The 17,407-nt window shown below is 69.0% G+C and carries 17 protein-coding genes and 1 tRNA gene; 11 read left to right on the plus strand and 7 right to left on the minus strand.

Annotation, left to right across the window (positions count from 1 at the left end; genetic code table 11):
• Positions 1-53: 53 nt before the first annotated feature.
• Entirely contained in the window at positions 54-1,256 is a 1,203-nt protein-coding gene (locus IWX89_RS00865) for a pyridoxal phosphate-dependent aminotransferase (protein WP_196901707.1), read from the minus strand.
• 222 nt (positions 1,257-1,478) lie between these two features.
• On the opposite strand from IWX89_RS00865, the gene IWX89_RS00870 reads away from it, so the two are divergent.
• The 5 genes from IWX89_RS00870 (at position 1,479) to rplA (ending at position 4,214) form a co-directional block, all read left to right on the plus strand.
• A tRNA-Trp gene (locus IWX89_RS00870) sits at positions 1,479-1,551 on the plus strand.
• A 42-nt stretch (positions 1,552-1,593) separates the two neighbouring features.
• Positions 1,594-1,869, plus strand: a complete 276-nt coding sequence (secE, locus tag IWX89_RS00875) for a preprotein translocase subunit SecE (protein WP_134524136.1) — start codon at positions 1,594-1,596, stop codon at positions 1,867-1,869.
• 93 nt (positions 1,870-1,962) lie between these two features.
• Positions 1,963-2,916 (plus strand): transcription termination/antitermination protein NusG, encoded by a 954-nt coding sequence (gene nusG / locus IWX89_RS00880; RefSeq protein ID WP_196901709.1) that lies wholly within the window; start codon positions 1,963-1,965, stop codon positions 2,914-2,916.
• 84 nt (positions 2,917-3,000) lie between these two features.
• The gene (gene rplK, locus IWX89_RS00885) at positions 3,001-3,432 is read left to right on the plus strand and encodes a 50S ribosomal protein L11 (RefSeq protein ID WP_134424703.1); all 432 of its coding nucleotides are present in this window, start codon (positions 3,001-3,003) and stop codon (positions 3,430-3,432) included.
• Positions 3,433-3,524: 92 nt separating this feature from the next.
• On the plus strand, positions 3,525-4,214 hold the full coding sequence (rplA, locus tag IWX89_RS00890; RefSeq protein WP_134506161.1) for a 50S ribosomal protein L1: 690 nt from the start codon (positions 3,525-3,527) through the stop codon (positions 4,212-4,214).
• Between the two features lie 90 nt (positions 4,215-4,304).
• On the opposite strand, the gene IWX89_RS00895 is transcribed toward rplA, so the two are convergent.
• The 5 genes from IWX89_RS00895 to IWX89_RS00915 all read right to left on the minus strand — a co-directional run bounded on the left by IWX89_RS00895 (position 4,305) and on the right by IWX89_RS00915 (position 9,556).
• A complete protein-coding gene (locus tag IWX89_RS00895; protein ID WP_196901710.1) occupies positions 4,305-5,831 on the minus strand; it encodes an APC family permease in 1,527 nt (508 codons plus the stop codon).
• A 148-nt stretch (positions 5,832-5,979) separates the two neighbouring features.
• Positions 5,980-6,357 (minus strand): VOC family protein, encoded by a 378-nt coding sequence (locus IWX89_RS00900; protein WP_196902093.1) that lies wholly within the window; start codon positions 6,355-6,357, stop codon positions 5,980-5,982.
• 74 nt (positions 6,358-6,431) lie between these two features.
• Complete coding sequence (locus tag IWX89_RS00905) at positions 6,432-7,865, minus strand: aminobutyraldehyde dehydrogenase (protein WP_196901712.1); 1,434 nt, start codon at positions 7,863-7,865, stop codon at positions 6,432-6,434.
• 103 nt (positions 7,866-7,968) lie between these two features.
• Positions 7,969-8,808: a cache domain-containing protein gene (locus IWX89_RS00910; protein WP_196901714.1), complete on the minus strand. Its 840-nt coding sequence runs from the start codon at positions 8,806-8,808 to the stop codon at positions 7,969-7,971.
• Positions 8,780-9,556 (minus strand): GntR family transcriptional regulator, encoded by a 777-nt coding sequence (locus tag IWX89_RS00915; RefSeq protein WP_196901715.1) that lies wholly within the window; start codon positions 9,554-9,556, stop codon positions 8,780-8,782. Before IWX89_RS00915 ends, IWX89_RS00910 begins: the two co-directional genes overlap by 29 nt.
• A 124-nt stretch (positions 9,557-9,680) precedes the next feature.
• Between IWX89_RS00915 and IWX89_RS00920 the strand changes: the two genes are divergently transcribed.
• From IWX89_RS00920 to IWX89_RS00930, 3 genes are all read left to right on the plus strand, one after another.
• Positions 9,681-10,868: a CaiB/BaiF CoA-transferase family protein gene (locus IWX89_RS00920; RefSeq protein WP_196901717.1), complete on the plus strand. Its 1,188-nt coding sequence runs from the start codon at positions 9,681-9,683 to the stop codon at positions 10,866-10,868.
• A 93-nt stretch (positions 10,869-10,961) separates the two neighbouring features.
• Positions 10,962-12,113, plus strand: a complete 1,152-nt coding sequence (locus IWX89_RS00925) for an acyl-CoA dehydrogenase family protein (protein ID WP_196902094.1) — start codon at positions 10,962-10,964, stop codon at positions 12,111-12,113.
• A gap of 131 nt (positions 12,114-12,244) precedes the next feature.
• On the plus strand, positions 12,245-12,901 hold the full coding sequence (locus IWX89_RS00930; protein WP_196901718.1) for a GntR family transcriptional regulator: 657 nt from the start codon (positions 12,245-12,247) through the stop codon (positions 12,899-12,901).
• A 15-nt stretch (positions 12,902-12,916) separates the two neighbouring features.
• Here IWX89_RS00930 and IWX89_RS00935 read toward each other — a convergent pair whose 3' ends face one another.
• Positions 12,917-13,651, minus strand: coding sequence for a hypothetical protein (locus IWX89_RS00935; RefSeq protein ID WP_196901719.1), 735 nt, complete (start codon positions 13,649-13,651; stop codon positions 12,917-12,919).
• A gap of 254 nt (positions 13,652-13,905) precedes the next feature.
• Between IWX89_RS00935 and IWX89_RS00940 the strand changes: the two genes are divergently transcribed.
• Genes IWX89_RS00940 through IWX89_RS00950 form a run of 3 tightly spaced genes read left to right on the plus strand, consistent with a single transcriptional unit; the run spans position 13,906 to position 17,344 of the window.
• Complete coding sequence (locus IWX89_RS00940; protein WP_196901720.1) at positions 13,906-15,579, plus strand: circularly permuted type 2 ATP-grasp protein; 1,674 nt, start codon at positions 13,906-13,908, stop codon at positions 15,577-15,579.
• Positions 15,573-16,502: an alpha-E domain-containing protein gene (locus IWX89_RS00945; protein WP_196901721.1), complete on the plus strand. Its 930-nt coding sequence runs from the start codon at positions 15,573-15,575 to the stop codon at positions 16,500-16,502. Before IWX89_RS00940 ends, IWX89_RS00945 begins: the two co-directional genes overlap by 7 nt.
• Positions 16,499-17,344 carry a transglutaminase family protein gene (locus tag IWX89_RS00950; RefSeq protein WP_196901722.1) on the plus strand — a complete coding sequence of 282 codons (846 nt, stop codon included), beginning with the start codon at positions 16,499-16,501 and terminating at the stop codon, positions 17,342-17,344. The genes IWX89_RS00945 and IWX89_RS00950 overlap by 4 nt, the downstream gene beginning before the upstream one ends.
• Positions 17,345-17,407 lie beyond the last annotated feature (63 nt).

Consider the following 17,407-nt stretch of genomic DNA (forward strand, 5'->3'; position numbering starts at 1 on the left):
TCAGCCGCACTCTCGCGGAACCCCGAGTGAGCGTTTGGGGAGGGGAGGGGGAGCTAGGCGAAGAGGCGCTGCAGGCGCTGGACGCCCTCGAGGAGCTGGGCGTCGCCGAGCGCGTAGGAGAAGCGGAGGTAGCCGCTCGGGCCGAAGGCTTCACCCGGGACCGCGGCCACCTCGACCTGGTCGAGGATCAGGTCGGCGAGTTCGAGGGACGTCGTCGGGGTGACGCCGCCCCAGGTGCGGCCGAGCAGGCCGGTGACGTCGGGGTAGACGTAGAACGCGCCCTGCGGGGTCGGCGTCACCATGCCGGGGATCTTGTTCAGTTCGGAGACGATGACCTTGCGGCGGCGGTCGAAGGCGTCCCGCATGGCGAACGCGGCATCCTGCGGCCCGGTCAGGGCGGCGATGCCGGCGCGCTGGGAGATGTTCGAGACGTTCGAGGACAGGTGCGACTGCAGGTTGGCGGCGGCCTTGATCGCGTCCTGCGGGCCCACCATCCAGCCGAGGCGCCAGCCGGTCATCGCGTAGGTCTTGGCGACGCCGTTGACCAGGATGGTGCGGTCGGCCAGGGCGGGAACGGCCTCGACGATCGACACGGCGCGCACCCCGTCGTAGGTGAGGTTCTGGTAGATCTCATCGCTGATGATCCACAGGCCGTGCTCCTCGGCCCACTCGCCGATCGCCTTCGTCTGCTCGGGAGAGTAGACCGCGCCGGTCGGGTTCGACGGGGACACGAAGAGCAGCACCTTGGTGCGCGGGGTGCGCGCCGCCTCGAGCTGCTCGACGGTGACGAGGTAGCCCTGGTCGGCGCCGGCGAAGACGTCGACCTGCACGCCGCCGGCCAGCCGGATCGACTCGGGGTAGGTGGTCCAGTACGGGGTGGGGACGATGACCTCGTCGCCCGGGTCGAGCAGCGTGGCGAAGGCCTGGTAGACCGCCTGCTTGCCACCGTTGGTGACGACGACCTGGCTGGGTGAGATCGCCAGCCCGCTGTCCCGGAGGGTTTTGGACGCGATGGCCTCGCGCAGGTCGGGCAGCCCCGCCGCCGGGGTGTAGCGGTGGTTCTTCGGGTCCGACACCGCCAGGAGCGCCGCCTCGACGATGTGCGGAGGGGTGGGGAAGTCAGGCTCGCCCGCGGCGAAACTGATCACCGGCCGGCCGGCCGCCTGGAGCGCCTTGGCCTTGCCGTCGACCTTGAGGGTCGCCGACTCCGCGATGGAGCCGATCCGAGTAGAGATTCGCTTGAGTTCGTGAGCCACGCTTCGAGCATACGGCGGGCGGCCACTCCGGCGAAGGTGCGGGGAGGTGAATCTCGGAGCATGCCCGGCCCCCGCGGTGCCCCGGCTTTACTCTCGTCCCGGAGTGACCTAGACTTGATCGAGGTAGTTGAATTCTGCCATGCTTTTTTGCGCCCTTTTTGGTGTGTCCGATGGACTCGTCTGAAAGCCGCGAAGTCGAATGGCGCTCAGGATTCTCTCCATAGGGTGGTGGCTCAATTGGTAGAGCAGCGGTCTCCAAAACCGCAGGTTGCAGGTTCGAGTCCTGTCCGCCCTGCAAGTCGGTGGCATTCCGTCGGCCCATGAAAGGTGTGAACAGGTGGCCCGAAAAGTTGTCGACGAACCCAGTGAGGAAATCGTCGCGAACGCGAGAATGGCGCGCGATTCCAAGCGCGGTCCCTTCGCTCGGATGTCCCTGTTCATCAAGCAGGTCATGGCGGAGCTCCGCAAGGTCGTCACGCCGACCCGAAAGGAACTCCTGAGCTACACGGGTGTCGTGCTGGTCTTCGTGGTGATCATGATGGCCCTGGTTTCCGCACTCGACTGGGTGTTCGCGCTCGTCGTGACATACGTGTTCGGAACGCCAAGCGGCTGAACGGATGCCGCCAGGCGGCTCCCGCAAGGATTCATGGCAACGCTGAACGGGTCACGCTTTCGTGCCCAGGCAATAGATAAGGATTGAGATTTAGTGACTGAGACGAATCACGACGATGTCGACTGGGCCACCGCTGCCGAACAGTCCTCAGACGAAGACGAGGCGCAGGAGGGCAACACCCTCGCCGCCGAAGAAGATTCCGTAGAGGCCGCCGAGCAGGCAGCCGTGCACGTGTTCGACCCGAGCGTCGGCGTCGAAGACAACCTCGACGCCGCGCTTGACGCGCTCGCCGAATCGGTCGACCCCGAGGCCGACGCGCTCGTCGACGACGCCCTCGACATCGACTCCGCCGACGAAGCGGATGCGTCCGCCGAGGCCGTGCAGGACGAAGAGGCAACCGAGGCCGCCGCCGAGGAAGCCGTCGACGAGGACCCGTACGCCGAGTTCCGCAAGGAACTGCGCTTCCAGCCCGGCAAGTGGTTCGTCATCCACTCCTACGCCGGCTTCGAACGCCGAGTGAAGTCGAACATCGAGAACCGCAAGCAGTCGATGGCCATGGAAGATTTCATCTACCAGGTCGAGGTTCCGATGGAAGACGTCGTCGAGATCAAGAACGGCCAGCGCAAGATGGTCACTCGCGTCCGCATCCCCGGCTACGTGCTGGTGCGGATGGACCTCAACGAAGACAGCTGGTCCGTGGTTCGTCACACCCCCGGCGTCACCGGCTTCGTCGGCAACGCCCACAACCCGACCCCCCTCCGTTTCGAAGAGGCGTTCGGCATGCTGAAGAGCCTCGTCGAGATCCAGGAAGTCCCCACCGCGAAGTCCGGCGCAGGCCACGGCGGCAAGGTTCCGACCCGCGCCCTCCCGGCCGAGATCGACTACGAAATCGGCGAGACCATCACGATCAAGGAAGGCTCGTTCGCGGGCCTGCCCGGATCGATCAGCGAGATCAAGGCGGAGAGCGGCAAGCTCATCGTGCTGGTGTCCCTGTTCGAGCGCGAGACCCCGGTCGAGCTCAGCTTCGACCAGGTCACCAAGCTCTAAAACGTTTCCAGTTCACCGGGGCCCGTCCGGGCCACCGGGAGAGCGGCCCTCGCGGCTGCTCGTCATCACAAAGAAGGAAGAACAATGGCACCGAAGAAGAAGGTAACTGGTCTGATCAAGCTTCAGATCAAGGCCGGCGCCGCCAACCCCGCACCGCCCATCGGGCCGGCGCTTGGTCAGCACGGCGTCAACATCATGGAATTCTGCAAGGCCTACAACGCCCAGACGGAATCCCAGCGCGGCAACGTCATCCCGGTGGAGATCACCGTCTACGACGACCGTTCATTCACTTTCATCCTGAAGACCCCGCCCGCGGCGGAGCTCATCAAGAAGGCTGCCGGCGTCGCCAAGGGCAGTGGCACCCCGCACACCGTCAAGGTTGCGAAGCTCACCAAGGCACAGGTTCGCGAGATCGCCGAAGCCAAGATGGTCGACCTCAACGCGAACGACCTCGACGCTGCGTCGAAGATCATCGCCGGCACGGCCCGCTCCATGGGCATCACGGTCGAGGCCTAAGCCTCAACCTCCGGCATCCCGCCACCCAGCAGTACGTGGAAGAGCCAGCCAGGCTCGCACCACACTCTCAAATTTTTGTACAGGAGATTCAAATGGCACAGAAGTCAAAGGCCTACCGGGCCGCGGCCGAAAAGATCGAAGCCGACAAGTTCTACACCCCCGTCGAGGCCGTCACGCTGGCCCGCGAGACCGGTTCGGCGAACTTCAACTCGACCGTTGAGGTTGCCCTCAAGCTCGGCGTCGACCCGCGCAAGGCGGACCAGATGGTGCGTGGAACCGTTATTCTTCCTCACGGAACCGGTCGCACCGCCCGCGTCATCGTCTTCGCAACCGGCCCGGCAGCCGACGCTGCCATCGCAGCCGGCGCCGACGAGGTCGGTGGCGACGAGCTGATCGAGAAGGTGGCCGCCGGCTACACCTCGTTCGACTCCGCCGTCTCCACCCCGGAGCTCATGGGCAAGGTCGGCCGTCTCGGAAAGGTTCTCGGCCCGCGTGGCCTCATGCCGAACCCGAAGACCGGCACCGTGACGCCCGACGTCGCGAAGGCCGTGTCCGACATCAAGGGCGGAAAGATCGAATTCCGCGTCGACAAGCACGCCAACGTGCAGTTCGTCGTGGGCAAGGCATCCTTCACCGCCGAGCAGCTGAACGAGAACATCGCCGCAGCGCTCGAGGAGATCGTGCGCCTCAAGCCCAGCTCCTCCAAGGGCCGCTACATCATGAAGGGCGCCGTGTCGACCACGTTCGGCCCCGGCATCCCGCTCGATGTGAACAGCATCTAAGCACGCGCACCATCACGAAGGGCCCGTCGCGAGACGGGCCCTTCGTTCGTTAAGCCGGGTTCGGCCGGACGGTGTCCGGCCGAACGGCGCTCAGTCGGTGACGGATGTCGCCCGCGCGTTGTCAGGGTGCGCCCGCAGCATCGCGGCCACCGCGATCGCGTCACCCTCCGGCTGGTGCGAGGCGCTGTGCGGCTTGGCGATGAACAGGTAGAGCAGCCCGCTGCCCATCACGACGGCAAGCCCGATCAGCACGATCCAGTCGTCGAGGAACACCCCGGTCGCGCCCGGCCTGGCCAGCAGCACCATCGCGAAGATCCCGTAGGCGAGGGCGACCACGTTGATGACGAAACCGAACCGGCCCAGGTTGAACGGCCCGGCCGGACGCCAGCCCTTGATCCGCTGCCGGAGCGCGGCGAGCACCACGGCCTGGAACGCCACGTAGATGCCGATCACCGCGAAGGCCGTGATCCGGGCCAGCAGCGTGCTGCCTCCCACGTAGATGAGCAGGCACAGCAGGAGGGGGATCGTGCAGGCGACGATCAGGGCGTTCACCGGTACCGCAGTGCGGGGGGACACCCGGGAGAGCCAGGCGTGGCCGGGGATCATCCCGTCCCGCGCGAACGAGAACAGGAGCCGGCTGGCTGCGGCCTGCAGGCTCAGCACACAGGACAGGAACGCGGTGAGCGCGACCACGAGGAAGATCTTCGCACCGACGGTTCCGAGCGAAGCGTCGAGGATCGCGGGGATCGGGTCGATGTCCTTCCCGGTGACGATGGCCTGGAGGTCGGGGGCGGCCAGCACGTAACCGCCGAAGGAGAACAGGGCCGAGACCCCGCCGACGAGGATGGTCAGGATCATCGCCCGGGGGATGCCCCTGGCCGGGTTCTCGACCTCCTCCGCCACGTCCCCGCAGGCCTCGAAACCGTAGAACAGGAACAGCCCGGCGAGGGCCGCGCCGAGGAACGCGGCGACGTAGCTGCCGTTGCCCTGCACGCCCATGGTGTCGAAGAAGACGCTGAACTCTTGCTTGCGCTGGAAGATCAAGAGATAGAGGCCGAGCCCGACGACGCCGACGAGTTCGGCGGCGAGGCCGATCCGGGCGACCCGGCCGAGTGTCTTCGTGCCGGAGAAGTTCAGGCCGAACGCGACCACGAGGAAGAGCACCGACAGGCCCAGGGTCACCTCATTGGTCACCGGGGCGTTGATAAGGCTGGCCAGGAAGCCCGTGCCGAACTCGGCGACCGCGGTGATGGTCACGATCATCGCCCAGACGTAGACCCAGGCCGCCATCCAGGCGTAACGCTTGCCCCAGAGCCTGCGCGTCCACGGGTAGATCCCGCCCGCGATCGGATACTGCGACACGACCTCGCCGAAGACGAGCGCGACCAGCAGCTGGCCGGTGCCGACGATGATCAGCCAGAAGATCGAGGGCGGCCCGCCCGTGCTGAGGGCGAGCGCGAACAGCGAGTACACGCCGACGAGCGGGGAGAGGTAGGTGAAGCCGAGGGCGAAGTTCGCCCAGAGGCCCATGGAGCGGTGGAAGGAGTTCTCGTAGCCGAGGGCCTTGAGGTGCTCGCTGTCGCCGAGCCCCTTCTGCGGGGACGGGTTGTCGTTCATGATGACCTTTCCGATCAAGCCGGAGGGACGGGCAGCCACCCACCTGGCCGCGACACCTCATTGTGTGTGCTCAACATACTGGACCGGCAACGCCAAAAGGTATAGAACCGAATGATTCATTCTCCGGCGTGTTGCGGCGCGTAGCGGGCTAGGGGTCGTGGCGCGGCTCGTGGCTGACCAGCCCGACCGTGTTGCCCTCGCTGTCGCGGATGAACGCCATCCACTCGTCGGTGCCGGCCGGACCGAGTGAGTCGTCGGTGTGGCTGAAGATGATGTGCGGCAGGTCGACGATCTCCACCTGCAACCCGCGGAGCCGTTCGACCGTCGCCGCGACGTCGTCGACCTGCAGGTAGACGAGGGCGGGCGGCGCCGCCCGCTCGAGCAGCAGGCGGGACCGGCCCACGTTGAAGAAGAGCAGGCCGGGGGGATCGAACCGGGCGGCCGGCGGGCCCCCGAGCAGCAGCTCGTAGAAGGCGGCCGCCCGGTCGAGATCGTCGGCGTGCTGGGCAACCTGCAGGATCTCCATGGTGTCCTCCACCACGATCATCCGTTGACCGGGCCGCCCTGTCCACCCCCGGGCCGACGGGGGCAGGCAGGTGGTCAGCCGATGTAGCTCATCACGTGCTTGATCCGGGTGTAGTCCTCGAGGCCGTACATCGAGAGGTCCTTGCCGTAGCCGGAGTGCTTGAACCCGCCATGCGGCATTTCGGCGACGAGCGGGATATGCGTATTGATCCAGACGCAGCCGAAGGAGAGCCGCTTGGCCATCCGCATCGCGGTCGCGTGATCCTTCGTCCAGACCGACGAGGCCAAGCCGTACTGCACATCGTTCGCCCAGGCGAGCGCCTCCCCCTCGTCGGTGAACTTCTGCGCCGTGATCACCGGGCCGAAGAACTCCTCCTGCACGGCCTCATCGCTCTGGCGCAGGTTGGCGACGATCGTCGCCTCGTGGAAGTAGCCCACGCTGCCCTGGCGGTGTCCACCGAGGACGATCTCGGCGTGGTCGGGCAGCCGGTCGATCACGCCCTCGATCCGGGCGAGATGGTCGGCGCTGGAGAGGGCGCCGAAGAGGATGCCCTCCTCGCGCGGCCCGCCGGTGCGGGCGTTCTTCCTGGCGTGCGCGGCCAGGGCGGCGACGAACTCGTCGTGGATGCCCTCCTGGACGAGCAACCGGGTGGCGGCGGTGCAGTCCTGGCCGCCGTTGTAGAACGCGGCAGCGGTGATTCCCTCGACGGCGGCCTGGATGTCGGCGTCGTTGAACACGATCACCGGGGCCTTGCCGCCGAGCTCGAGGTGCACGCGTTTGAGGTCGAGGGCCGCGGTGCCGGCGACCTCCATGCCGGCGCGCACCGAACCGGTGATCGAGACCATCTGCGGCGTGCGGTCGGTGACCAGGGCGCGGCCGGTCTCACGGTTGCCGGCGACGACGTTGAAGGCACCGGCGGGCAGGAACTCGGCGGCGATCTCGGCCAGCAGCAGCGTGGACACGGGCGTCGAGTCGGAGGGCTTGAGCACGACGGTGTTGCCGGCCGCGAGGGCAGGGGCGATCTTCCAGATCGCCATCATCATCGGGTAGTTCCACGGGGTGACCTGGCCGATCACGCCGATCGGCTCGCGCCGCACCATCGAGGTGTGGTCCTTGAGGTACTCCCCGGCCGACTTGCCTTCGAGCACGCGGGCGGCCCCGGCGAAGAACCGCACCTGGTCGATCATCACCTCGACCTCGTCGCCGACGATTCCGGCGCGCGGCTTGCCGGTGTTCTCGCTCTCCACGTCGGCGATCTCTTCGGCGCGGGCCTCGAGGGCGTCGGCGAACCGCAGCAGTGCCCGCTGGCGTTCGCCCGGGGTCGTCTCGCCCCAGGTCTCGAAGGCTGTGGCGGCCGCGCCGTAGGCGGCCGCGACATCCGCCTCGGTGGAAACGGGCGTCTGCGCGTAGACCTCCTCGGTGGCCGGGTTGATGATGTCGAGCCGGTCGGTGGCGGCGGAGTCGACGTAGCCTCCATTGACGAAGTTGCGGAGTTCGCGGATGGGCATGGCCGGCCTTTCGGGAGTGCGGTGAGCCCGGCAGTGCTGCCTCGCCCGGGAGCCGGTGGCTCGCCGTGGACGACGTTACCCTAAATCATCTGGAATGCAATGTTTAAATTGCGGGAGTGGCGACGGGGGTGACGATGGGGGTGGCAACGCGGGTCGCGAGGAGGAACGGGGTGCCCGGGCAGGGGAGCAGGGCGAAGCCGTCGGCCGGATGCCGCCGGTTCGGCAGGATGTCGCCGGCCGGGAGCGTCGGCTCGGTCGAGATCACGACGCGGCCCGACTGGTTCACGAGCACGACCGGCCCCGGCAGGGCGAGGAAGTGCGGCAGCAGCACCTGTTCCAGGCGCTTCACGTAGACGTCGGCGCCGACGACCCCGATCATCCGCTCGCCCAGCCGCACCGGCATGGTGAGGGTGATGATGTAGTCGCAGGTGCAGAGCTGGTCGACGTAGGGGCCTGTCACGTGGGTCCGGTTCGTGGCCTCCGGCACCGCGTACCACTCGAGTTCGCGGAAGTCGCGGAGGTACTCGGTGTGCACCCGGGTGGCCAGGTCGAGCCGGCTGGCGCCGCTCGTGTTGCCCAGCAGCGGATTCGAGGCGAGCGGGCCGAGCCACCAGGCGAAGTGCGCGTCGCGGCCGTTGACGTACTGCGGGGCGGCGATGAAGCCAGCGCCGATCAGGAGCGATTCGGTGGCCGGCGGGGCGTCGGTGGCGGGGGAGTCCGCGGAGGCGATCAGCGCGGGCACCACGAGCGACTCGACGAGGATGTCGAGGTCGGCCCGGTCGGGAACGGCGGCGGCAATGCGCTCACGCCAGTCGTCCAGGGTACGGAACACCCGCGCGAAGATCTCGCCGACCTCGATCGCACAGTCCTCCGCGGTGGCCGGCCCGGCCGGGTGAGCCGTGGGCCTGACGGTCTCAGGCGTCGTCGACGATGACGTCGTCAAGGTGTCCTCCTCGCTCGATCCGGGCCTTCATGGTCAGCAGCCACTCACCGAGCAGCCGCACCTGGTCGGCGACGAGGGTGCGGGCGGCCTGGCCGTCGCCGTCGGTGATGGCCAGGGCGATCCGGCCGTTCAGCCCGGTGACCCGGGCGCGGGTGTCAGGGTCACCGAGGCCGAGCAGGAGCAGCGGGCCGAATTCGGCCTGGAGGCGGATCTGCTCGCGGACGAGTCGCGCCGACTGGCTGAGCACGGCGAGTTCGAGGTAGAACCCGCCGGCGTTGGTACGGGCGCCCGCGGTGGTCGAGAAGTCGGCGTGGAGCAGCCAGGCGTGCAGGCGTTCGGCGTCGGCGGCGGAGGCGCGGAGGGCGGCTCGTTCGGCGCAGCCTTCCGCGATCGTCGAGAAGTACACGGCGAGGTCCGAGAGCTCGACCTGGGCGAGGCCGCGCAGCCGGGCCTGCAGCAGCGTGCCGTGCGGGGCATCCGCCTTGATCACGAAGCTGCCGCCGCCGCGCCCGCGCCGCGTCTCGACCAGGCCGGCGTCGCGCAGGATGACCAGGCCTTCGCGCACAGTGATCAGGGCGACGCCGAAGCGGCGGGCCAGCTCCTGCTCGCTCGGGAGGCGCTCGCCCGGGGTGAGCACGCCGAGGATGATGGCGTCGGTGAGGCGGCGCGCAACCTGCTCGGCGCGGCCGGCTTCGATGAGCTGCGCGAAGATCGCTTCCCGGGCGCCGGGTCGCAGCTGAGCCTTCATAGGCCCAATCTAGCCGACGCCCTGCCGGGTGGCGGGACCTTAATCATGCGACATAGGATGACATCAAGTGCGACCATTGCCGGTGCCCGGTGATCCGTCGTGAAACCGGGACCGAGGTGGGCGATTGCTGCAGGAGACGGCCGGGCGGAACCGCCCGTTGGCCGGGGTACGGGTCGCCGATTTCTCCCGCGTGCTCGCCGGCCCGTACGCCACGATGATGCTCGCGGATTTCGGCGCGGACGTGATCAAGATCGAGAGCCCGCAGGGCGACGACACCCGCCAGTGGCTCCCGCCCGTCGACGCGCAGGGGGAGTCCACCTACTTCGGCGCGGTGAACCGCAACAAGCGCTCGGTCGTCTGCGACCTGGCCACCCCGGCGGGCCTCGCGACCGCCCGGCACCTGGCCGAGACGGCGGACGTCGTCGTCGAGAACTTCCGGCCCGGGGTGCTCGACCGGTTCGGGCTGGGCTTCGACGCCGTGGCCACGGCCAACCCGGGGGTCGTCTACTGCTCGATCACCGGCTTCGGCGGTGGCGCCGGCGCCCGGCTGCCCGGCTACGACCTGCTGGTGCAGGCGGTCGGCGGCCTGATGAGCGTGACCGGCGACCCCGACGGTGACCCGAGCAAGGTCGGTGTGGCCCTGGTCGACGTGCTCGCCGGGCTGAACGCCCTCAGCGGCATCCTGCTCGCCCTCCGCGCCCGTGATGCCTCCCGCTCCGCCGGCGGTGCCGCGTCCGGCGAACGGGTCGAGGTCGACCTGATGGGCACCCTGCTCTCCGCGCTCACCAACCAGGCCGCGGGCACCCTGGCCACCGGCCGGTCGCCGGCCCGGCTCGGCAACGCGCACCCGAGCATCGCGCCCTACGAACTCTTCGCCGGGCAGGACCGGCCGCTCGTGATCGCCGTGGGCAACGACCGCCAGTTCCGCACCCTCGTGCGGCTGCTCGGGGCTCCGGAGGTGGCCGCCGACCCCCGTTTCGAGGGCAACACGGCCCGTGTGCAGCACCGCGCCGAGCTCAAGACGCTGCTCGAACGGCTGCTGAGCGCGCGGCCGGCCGCCGAGTGGGTTGCCACCTTGACGGATGCCGGGGTGCCGGCCGGCCTGGTCAACACGGTCGACGAGGCGTTCGCCTTCGCCACCGCGCTGGGGCTCGCCCCGGTGGTCGAGGTGTCCGGCAGCCGGCAGGTCGCCAACCCCATCCACCTCGCCGGCCGGCCGCCCGGCTACCTCCTGCCGCCGCCGAGGCTCGGCGAACACGACGGCGCCGACTGGCTCCGCCCGGACCCCGCTTCACCGGGTCCGCCCCGCTGACCCCCATTCCGTTGACCCCTGTTTCGTTGACCTGACCAAAGGACACTCGTGACCGCCTCCGGCCGCCCCACCCCGCTCGTCCACAGCCCCCTCGTGGACTCCGTCTTCGACCTCGACGACCTGCTCGAGGTCGACGAGATCGCCTGGGCGCGCAAGGCCCGCGCGTTCGCGACCAACCGCATCCTGCCCACCATCGAGCAGGACTTCGAGGACAAGCGATTCCGGGTGGAGCTCGTCGCCGAACTCGGCGCGGCCGGCTTCCTCGGCATGCACCTGGATGGATACGGCTGTGCCGGCGCCGGCGCGGTGAGCTACGGCCTGGTCTGCCTCGAGCTCGAGTCCGCCGACAGCGGCTGGCGCACCTTCGTGTCGGTGCAGGGCTCTCTGGCCATGTCCGCCATCCACAAGTACGGCACCGAAGAGCAGAAGCAGCGCTGGCTGCCCGGGATGGCCGCGGGCGAACTCGTCGGCTGCTTCGCTCTCACCGAGCCCACCGGCGGCAGCGACCCGGCGGCGATGAGAACCACGGCCCGCCGGGACGGCGACGACTGGGTGCTCGAGGGGTCCAAGCGCTGGATCGGCCTGGCCAGCATCGCCGACGTCGCGGTGGTCTGGGCAGAGACCCCCGAGGGCGTGCGCGGCTTCCTCGTGCCCACCGGAACCCCGGGGTTCACCGCCACTCCGATCAACAACAAGCTCTCGATGCGCGCCTCGATCCAGTGTGACGTCGAACTCGACGCGGTGCGCCTGCCGGGGGAGGCGATCCTGCCCGGCGCGCGCGGGCTCTCCGGGCCGTTCGGCTGCCTGAACGAGGCCCGTTTCGGCATCGTCTGGGGAGCGATGGGCGCCGCCCGCAGCTGCCTCGACGCGGCGATCGGGCGCTCGCAGACCCGCGAGGTGTTCGGCAAGCCGATCGGCGCCACCCAGCTCATCCAGGCCAAACTGGCCGACATGCTCGTGGAGTACGAGAAGGGAGTGCTGCTCGCCCTGCACCTGGGCCGGCTGAAGGAACGCGGCGCGCTCACCCCCGCCCAGATCAGCGTCGGCAAGCTCAACAGCGTGCGCGAGGCCATCCTGATCGCCCGCGAGGCCCGCACGATCCTCGGCGGCGACGGCATCACCAGCGAGTTCCCGGTGATGCGGCACATGGCGAACCTCGAGTCCGTGCGCACCTACGAGGGCACGGATGAGATCCATCAGCTCGTTCTCGGTCGGGCGCTGACCGGCCTGAACGCGTTTGCCTGACGGGACGAACGCCGCCGGCAGGTCCTGGCGGGCACTGACCTGGTCAGATCGCCTGACCTTGCCGGATCGCGAGGGTGCCGGTGTCGTGTGTGCCATAGTGAGGTTCTAGAGCTGTGCGACTTGGGGGCGAAGTGGCGGTGACCGGGGGCCAGACCACCTATGCGACCCTGCGCGGACGCATCCTCACCGGTGACCTGCCGGCCAATGCCACCCTGCGCGAGGCGGCCCTGGCCGAGGAGCTCGGGGTCAGTCGCACTCCAGTGCGCGAGGCGCTGCGCCGGCTCGACGAGGCCGGGCTGGTCGAATTCGTGCCCAACCGCGGGGCGACCGTCGTCGCCTGGACCGCGGAGGCGCTCCGGGAGACGTACTTCCTCCGGGCGACCCTGGAGAGCCGGGCGGCCGGCCTCGCGGCGAACCTGATCGGGCAGGCCGACCTCGAGCGGCTCGCGGTGCTGATCGCGCAGATGGACGAGTTCGTGCGGGCGACCGACGACGCCGGCATCACCCGGCTCAGCGAGCTCAACGCCGAGTTCCACCACATCGTCGTGGCCGCGTGCCAGAGCACGCAGCTGATCGCGCTCGCGGCATCCGTCACCCGGGTGCCCATGATGAGCAGCTACTTCCGCCGCGATGGGGCGCGCTTCCGGGCGGTCAGCAACCACCACCACCGTGACATCCTCACCGCCCTGCAGTCCGGCGATACGCTCTGGGCCGAGGTCGCGATGCGCTCGCACATCCTCGCGGCCCGGAATTCGGTCGCGCCGACGGTCGCCGACACCGACCGGTAGCCGCGGCCGGCACGGTCAGTCCCGGCCGAGCAGCGCCCTGGTCTTCGGATGCTGCGGCGCGGCCAGAATCTCGGCCGTCGAACCCTGCTCCACGATTCGCCCGGCGTCGAGCACGGCCACCCGTTCGCAGGTCGCTGCGACGATCGAGAAGTCAGCCGAGCCGAAGATGACGGTGCGCCCCCGACGAAGGGCGGCCAGGAACGCTTCGACGGACGCCCGGTCCTCGGGCCCCCGTTCGCCCGCCGGGTCATCGAGAATGAGCAGTTCCGGATCGTGCGTCGCTTCCCGCGCCGAACCGAGGACCGCGGCGAGGTGGCCGCCGGCCCGGCGCTCGCCGTGGCGACCGGCGGGGGTGCCCGGCGTCGCGGCGGCCGTCAGTGACCCCAGTTTCGGCCCGTGGGTGCGGCCGAACCAGCGTCTGGGCCGGCCGACGAGTTCGCGCCCGTCGAACAGGATCGAACCGGAGCAGATCACGGCAGGAGAGGCCAGCATCCCGGCGATCGCAAGGGCGAGTTCGGAGCGACCGGACTCGGCGTCGCCGACCAGGCCGAGCGTCTCGCCGCGGCTGACCGACAGGGAGAACCCCTCGTCCGGCCACGGGTTACCGCCGCCGGTCAGCGAGAGCCGCAGGCCGCGCACGTCGAGCAGCGCCGAGGAGCGGAAGGCAGGGGAGGGAATCGGATCGTCTCCCGGCCGCCCGGTCTCGTGCGGCGCGTTCGATGTCCCCCATGCGGGCAGCAGCGCGTTCACGGCGGCTCCTTCGGGTCGGACTGCGAAAAGTGTGCGGATCGGGCGTTCGAGGTCGTCGTGCGGGTGACCGACGGTCGCGCACGATGAGGAAGAACAAGTTCGGGTGGCTTCACTGTATGCAATCGCCGCGCCCGGTGGGGCCGAACGGCCCGGATTCCCGGCGTTTGGAACCCGAACTGGGGGAACGATTGTATGCCGCCCCGTCGAAATTTCCGTGAAACATTGCGGCAACACGGTGCCGCTACGCTCCCATCATGGTTGACCTGTTCACGGGCTACGGCGCTACCGCGGCACTTCGGGCGAAACGAGGCGCCCCCAGCGCCTGGGACGAGATGTTCCCCGATCTCTCCTCGCTCACACCCCTCGAAGCCCGCGCGGCGTACAAGGACGTCTTCACCGCGCTGGCCCGGATGACCCAGGAGGAACTCCGGGGGCGAACGGATGCCCTCGCCTCGTCCTATCTCGCCCAGGGGGTGACCTTCGACTTCGCGGGCGAGGAACGCCCGTTCCCGCTCGACGCCGTGCCACGGGTGATCGAACAACAGGAATGGGTCACCGTGGAGGCCGGCATCAAACAGCGCGTCCTCGCGCTCGAGGCCTTCCTGGCCGACATCTACGGCCAGCAGGCCGCGGTGCACGACGGAGTGATCCCGGCCGCGCTGATCAGCTCCTCGAGCCACTTCCACCGCCAGGCGGCCGGAATCGTCCCGGCGAACAACGTGCGCATCCAGGTCTCCGGGATCGACCTGATCCGCGACGAGAAGGGTGCCTGGCGGGTGCTCGAGGACAACGTGCGGGTTCCCAGCGGCGTCAGCTACGTCATCTCCAACCGGCGGGTGATGGCCCAGACCCTGCCGGAGCTGTTCGTCTCGATGCGGGTGCGGCCGGTCGGGGATTACCCGAACAAGCTGCTCCAGGCCCTCCGCGCCTCCGCCCCGGCCGGGGTCGACGACCCCAACGTCGTGGTGCTCACCCCGGGGGTGTTCAACTCGGCCTACTTCGAGCACACCCTGCTGGCCCGCCTGATGGGGGTCGAACTCGTGGAAGGCCGGGACCTGTTCTGCTCGGGTGGCCGGGTCTGGATGCGCACCACGGCCGGCCCGACCCGGGTCGACGTGATCTACCGCCGGGTCGACGACGAGTTCCTCGACCCGCTGCAGTTCCGCGCCGATTCCCAGCTGGGGTCGCCCGGCATCCTGATGGCGGCCCGGCTGGGCAATGTGACCATCGCCAACGCGGTGGGCAACGGTGTCGCCGACGACAAGCTCGTCTACACCTACCTTCCCGACCTGATCAGGTACTACCTCGGTGAGGAGGCGATCATTCCCAATGTCGACACCTGGCGGCTGGAGGACCCGCTCGCCCTCGAAGAGGTGCTCGACAGGCTCGACGAGCTCGTGGTCAAACCCGTGGACGGGTCGGGCGGGAAGGGGCTCGTGGTGGGGCCGGCGGCATCCGCGGCCGAACTGGAGACCCTCCGGAAGCAATTGATCCAGGACCCCCGCGGCTGGATAGCCCAGCCGGTCGTGCAGCTCTCGACCATTCCCACCCTCGTCGACGAGGGCTTGCGCCCACGCCACGCCGACCTTCGCCCGTTCGCCGTGCATGACGGCACCGACGTCTGGGTGCTGCCCGGTGGCCTCACCCGGGTGGCGCTGCCGGAGGGCGAACTCGTCGTCAATTCCAGCCAGGGCGGCGGGTCGAAGGACACCTGGGTGATCGGGTCGGAGCCGGACTTCTTCGCCGAATCGGCCGCCGGCTCGGTGCAGGGCCTCGTCGCGAACCAGGCGGCGAACGTGCGCTCCGCCGGCGTGGTGCACGCGGTCGACCACTCGCCGCAGGACAAACCGTTCAACGACAACGAGCAACAGCAACAGCAACAGGCGTGCGCGCGCCCTGTCGGGGAGAGGAAGGTCCAGGAATGTTGAGCCGCATCGCTGAAAGCCTGTTCTGGATCGGACGTTATATCGAGCGAAGCGACGGTACGGCCCGGATCCTGGATGTGCACCTGCAGCTACTGCTCGAAGACCCGTGGATCGAGGAGAGCATCGCCTGCCAGTCCCTGCTGCACCTGATGGGCAGCGACGTTCCGCCCGACCGGCTGCTCACCCGCAAGGACGTGCTCGCGACGCTCGCCGTCGACCGCGCGCATCCGGCCTCGATCGCCTACTCGGTCAAGGCGGCCAGGGAGAACGCGCGGCGGGCCAGGGAGATCGTGCCCACCGAGCTGTGGGAGTGCCTGAACACGACGAGCGCCCGGATGCCGCGCAAGGTGGCGAGCGAGAAGACCCACGACTTCTTCGGCTGGGTGCGCGAACGCGCCGCGCTCGCCGTGGGAATCGTGGAGTCCGGGGTCAGCCGCGACGAGGCCTGGCACTTCTTCAACCTCGGCCGCAGCCTCGAACAGGCGGACATGACCGCTCGGCTGCTGGCGACCCGGTCGCTGACCGAGACCAGCGGGCCGTCCTGGACGACGATCCTGCGGTCCTGCGGCGCCTACGAATCGTACCTGCGCACGTACCGGGGCGTGCCGTCGGCGCGGAACGCGGCGGAGTTCCTGCTGCTGGACCGGTTGTTCCCGCGGTCGATCGTGTTCTCCGTGTCCCGGGCTGAGCAGTGCCTGCGCGAGATGGAGCCTCGCACGGACCGGGTCGGCGTGTCCGACCAGGCGCAGCGGGTGCTGGGGCAGATCCGCAGCCAGCTCGAATACCGGCCGATCATGGACATCCTGAATGATCTGCCGCACCAGATGGACATCGTGCAGGAGGCCACCAGTACGGCCTCGGAGGCCATCGGCGAGCGGTACTTCCCGACCAGCACCGTTCCGACCTGGACGGGGGAGGTCTCATGAACCGGCTCCGGATCCGGCACCGCACCGGCTACCGCTACCAGGGTGAGGTGGCCGCCTCCTACAACGAGGCCCGGATGCTGCCGGTCAGCTCCCCTGAGCAGCTGGTCTTGTACTCCAACCTCGAGATCTCGCCGGTGTCGAGCAACCACCACTACGTCGACTACTGGGGCACCCAGGTGTCCTCGTTCGAGGTGCTCACCCCGCACGCCGAGCTCACCCTCACCGCCACCAGCCTGGTCGAGGTGCGTCCGCTCACCCACCTGGCCCATCCGATGGGCTGGGCCGAACTGGCCGCGATCGCCGTGCGAAGCACCGCGACCGTGGAGCACTCCCGGCAGACCCGGCTCACCGAGCCGCCAGACGACGTGCAGGACCTGGCCGCGGAGATCGTCTCCCGGCACGAGAGCCCGTGCGACGCGGCGCTGGAGATCTGCACGGCGATCGGCGACCGGATGCAGTACGTGCAGGGCGTGACGGGCGTCCACTCCACCGCAGCGGAGGCGTGGAGCGACAAGCGCGGGGTGTGCCAGGACATCACGCACATCGCGCTCGGGGCGCTTCGCTCGGTCGGCATCCCCGCCCGTTATGTCTCCGGTTACCTGCACCCCAAGCCGGATGCCGGGATCGGCGAGACCGTCATCGGCGAATCCCACGCCTGGGTCGAATGGTTCTGCGGCGACTGGCGCGGCTTCGACCCGACCAACTCGATCGGGATCGGCGACCGCCACGTCTCGGTCGGCCGCGGCCGCGACTACAACGACGTGCCGCCGCTGCGCGGAGTGTTCGCCGGGCCGTTCGGCTCCGAGCTCTTCGTGCGGGTGGAGATCACCCGGGAGGCCTGAGTCCACCCCGCCCCGTGCCCAATTCAGGAGATCCGGGCCGGCCACGCGCATCCGCCGCACTGG

Origin of the sequence: Cryobacterium sp. MP_M3 (assembly GCF_015752155.1) — a bacterium.
Taxonomy (GTDB): Bacteria; Actinomycetota; Actinomycetes; order Actinomycetales; family Microbacteriaceae; genus Cryobacterium.

What these genes read in the sequence shown, in the direction of transcription:
- rplK (WP_134424703.1), top strand. Translation starts at nt 3,001, where the DNA reads ATGGCACCGAAGAAGAAGGTAACTGGTCTGATCAAGCTTCAGATCAAG.
- rplA (WP_134506161.1), top strand. Translation starts at nt 3,525, where the DNA reads ATGGCACAGAAGTCAAAGGCCTACCGGGCCGCGGCCGAAAAGATCGAA.
- IWX89_RS00895 (WP_196901710.1), bottom strand. Translation starts at nt 5,831, where the DNA reads ATGAACGACAACCCGTCCCCGCAGAAGGGGCTCGGCGACAGCGAGCAC.
- IWX89_RS00900 (WP_196902093.1), bottom strand. Translation starts at nt 6,357, where the DNA reads ATGGAGATCCTGCAGGTTGCCCAGCACGCCGACGATCTCGACCGGGCG.
- IWX89_RS00905 (WP_196901712.1), bottom strand. Translation starts at nt 7,865, where the DNA reads ATGCCCATCCGCGAACTCCGCAACTTCGTCAATGGAGGCTACGTCGAC.
- IWX89_RS00915 (WP_196901715.1), bottom strand. Translation starts at nt 9,556, where the DNA reads ATGAAGGCTCAGCTGCGACCCGGCGCCCGGGAAGCGATCTTCGCGCAG.
- IWX89_RS00940 (WP_196901720.1), top strand. Translation starts at nt 13,906, where the DNA reads ATGGTTGACCTGTTCACGGGCTACGGCGCTACCGCGGCACTTCGGGCG.
- IWX89_RS00945 (WP_196901721.1), top strand. Translation starts at nt 15,573, where the DNA reads ATGTTGAGCCGCATCGCTGAAAGCCTGTTCTGGATCGGACGTTATATC.
- IWX89_RS00950 (WP_196901722.1), top strand. Translation starts at nt 16,499, where the DNA reads ATGAACCGGCTCCGGATCCGGCACCGCACCGGCTACCGCTACCAGGGT.